The organism is Accumulibacter sp., from assembly GCF_031732815.1.
Taxonomy (GTDB): Bacteria; Pseudomonadota; Gammaproteobacteria; order Burkholderiales; family Rhodocyclaceae; genus Accumulibacter.
Map to the genome: position 1 here is coordinate 1 of NZ_JAVMKF010000262.1, position 2855 is coordinate 2855.

Annotated in this window: 2 protein-coding genes and 1 pseudogene; 1 reads left to right on the forward strand and 2 read right to left on the reverse strand. The window is 64.4% G+C overall.

Translation table 11 applies throughout. From position 1 onward, the window contains the following. Positions 1-237 (reverse strand): annotated as a pseudogene (locus RKP46_RS15460) (hypothetical protein); the annotation flags it as partial. Between the two features lie 193 nt (positions 238-430). Between RKP46_RS15460 and RKP46_RS15465 the strand changes: the two are divergent. Next, entirely contained in the window at positions 431-949 is a 519-nt protein-coding gene (locus RKP46_RS15465) for a hypothetical protein (protein ID WP_311107460.1), read from the forward strand. Positions 950-1073: 124 nt separating this feature from the next. Here RKP46_RS15465 and RKP46_RS15470 read toward each other — a convergent pair whose 3' ends face one another. Then, positions 1074-2636: a hypothetical protein gene (locus RKP46_RS15470; RefSeq protein WP_311107461.1), complete on the reverse strand. Its 1563-nt coding sequence runs from the start codon at positions 2634-2636 to the stop codon at positions 1074-1076. Positions 2637-2855 lie beyond the last annotated feature (219 nt).

The following is a 2855-nucleotide window of genomic DNA, read 5'->3' on the forward strand; positions in this document are numbered from 1 at the left end:
CTCCCACTTGCGGTTCTCCTCGTCCCACTTGCGGTTCTGCTCCTCCCACTTGCGGGTCTGCTCCTCGCGGTCACGCCGCAATTCGGTCAGGATTTCGTAAAACCGATCCTGGGTTTCGACCCGGTCGGCGTATTGTCCTCGGGTCAGTTCCAGGATGAACGAGCGCAAATCCGGGTCAGCGCGTAACAGCGCCGGCAATTCCCGCCGAATCGTTTCCTTCAAGGTTTCCGTATTCATCGCAGCATGCCGATTGTTTCCGACCAGAGTTTCCCACCAGATGACGCGACCGGCGCCGGCTTGGACTGCCGGTCGCGGGGGTTGTCCAGTGCGGATTATGCCAGAGCAGCGAACGAACGCCAGCGGGGCGCAAGGGCGAGTTCGCCCGGCAAGTTCAGCCGGTGCTGGCCTGGGCGGCCTGGAATCCGCCGGCATGGCGTGGCCGTGGAATACGCAGGAATCGCAGGAATGGGACACCTGGCTGAACGGCGTCAGTCGCGATGCCTCGTCGAATCATCTCGGCATCGTCACCAACGGCCCCGTCGACCAGGGTGCCGGCTCGCCGCATACCGTCCGTGTGGACACCTCGTTTGACGACGGCAATCTTTGGTATGGCCAGGTGGATTTCGACGGCAATGCACTCGCGGTGCGCACCAATCCGACGTGCATCCGTCCACTGCTGTCCGTGCTGACGCGCACGCTCGACATTCCGGCGATTCTCGCCAGGGGCAGCGCCATCGTCGGCCTGGTTGTTGCCACCGGCGGAGATTTCGGCGATCACGACATCCTCACCTGGAATGTCAGCGATCAGCGGCAGAGTTCGCTGACCCAGCCGGCAAGCATCGCGCGCACCTCATTGCCGCTGCTTTTCGCAGTTCGCTGCGCGCGCTGGCAAAAACGCCCCAGATCGTCGCACCGCCGATCGAAAATCCGCCGCGGGTGGTATCGGTGACGTCTCCACGCCGCGATGCACGCTTGCCACCGCACGCGAAGCAGAGCAATTGCTGATCTGCCGACAGTCTCCGTGCGGACACGCCGCATGTCGCGTTGCGGCCAGCCGTTTGCGCAGCCAGTCGTCAGGGGTGGTGCGGCAGCGTCTCGGGAATGTCGGGTATGCCGGTGAGGTAGATCACCTCGCTGCGATAATCGACGTAGGCGTCGAGCAGAAAGTCGTGCCAGTAGTTGCGCGACGGTCCGTACTTCATGTGCCGTTCGTACGCTGCGAGGCGCGCGCTCGGCGGCGCATCCGGCAAGTGGCGGCGGAAGTAGCTCTGCCAGTCGAATTCGTTGGCCTGAACGAGCACGTACGGTGTCATGAACGCCAGATGTTCGGCAATTTCGGGCAAGGGTGGCGGCAACACGCGCACGTACCAGATCTCGCCTTCGTTTCCGAGGTAGCCCGCCGGAGAAATCGTTTTCAGCAGCCGCCCGGTGACCAGCTCGCGCAAGAGTACCCTGCCCTGGTCGCCCCCCTGGTGCACGTAGATCCCCATGCGCGACTGCTCCAAGAAACCCATTACGCGTAGCAGCTCGCGCTGCATGCCGTGGGCCGAAGCCAGCGCGATCGCGATGCTGCTGATCGTTTCCTTGCCGAGGCCGACGCACACGTCGCACAAGGCCCAGCAAGTGAAATACGAGGTCGTCAGCGGACTCATCGGCGGGCCACCAGGCATGTACTGCTCCTCGGCGGCCGAAATCAGGCGGGTGAACCTGTCCATCTCCTGCAGCGCGGTAAGCTGTTCGGACATCACCGACAGCACGTTCTGCGCGTACGCGTAAGCGGCGGCAGCCGGGTGCAGTCTGGCCAGATTCGGCTCACTGGCGATCGTCTGCTGCAGGTCTTCGGCGTGCCTGCGGCCAGCAAGCACGGCGCCAAGATCGACGACTTTCTCCTGCTTGTAGCGCTTCATTGCCCGCAGCAGCTTGTCAGCGATCGGCTGGCGCCGTGGAAGCTGGCGCGCCGCGCCGACGCTCCCTGCGGCAGCCCTCGGCGGCGGGCCGTGTTCCGGTACGACGGCGAGCCGCGGCGAAGTCGGTGCGGCGGTTGGCGCTTGGGCGCTCGCCGGTCCTGCTGCACTAGGCGGTGCTTTCGCGGCAGGCAGTACCTTCGCTGCCGATGTAGCCTTGCGCGTCGCTGGCGCCGCCGTGCCAAAGGCGGGAGCGGTAGCCCTGCCTGGCGCCGCCGTGTCCGGTGGACGCGGCATTCGTGCTGCCAGACCGGCTGACGCTTGCTCCAGTCGCGCCCGATCGGGTTCCAGCCAGTTCGCGCGGACGACCCGATCCGCCGTCAGTTCGAGCGAGACGATGCGGCGAAAGTCGTCGGGAAAGCTCCTTTTCTTGAACTCGACCAAGACGGCGATCAGCTCGGCGGCATTATCCGAACGCAATTCGTTCCAGGGAACCAATCCTTGCCCATCGATCTTCGCCAGGCGCCGGCGGAACGACTGGGAGAGCAGCGGCTCGTCAATCGCGCTGTTCCATGCTGCACCGGCCAGCATCAACGCAGCCCTTTCCGCATTGCCGGACGACAGGCGCCGCACATCCTTGCAGACATGCGCGGCGAGCCGCTGGATGACGTCCGAAATCTTCCCTTCGCCGCGTTGTGGCGCATCGCCACCTGATCGAAAAGGATTTCTCATCCGAAGAAGCCGCCTCTGCTGGTTGTTGTGGTTGCCTTGATCGACGGTCGGGACCTCCGGCACGGCTGCCCGCCAGCGCTCATCCCCCATTGCGCACGGCGCGCATTATCGCCCGAAACGCTACGCCACCGGTGCCGCGTTTCGTCTTGCACTGGCGCGCCGCCAGCCTCAGACAACCTGATCTCACGGATTTTGCGAAGTACCGAGTTGCAGAATCAA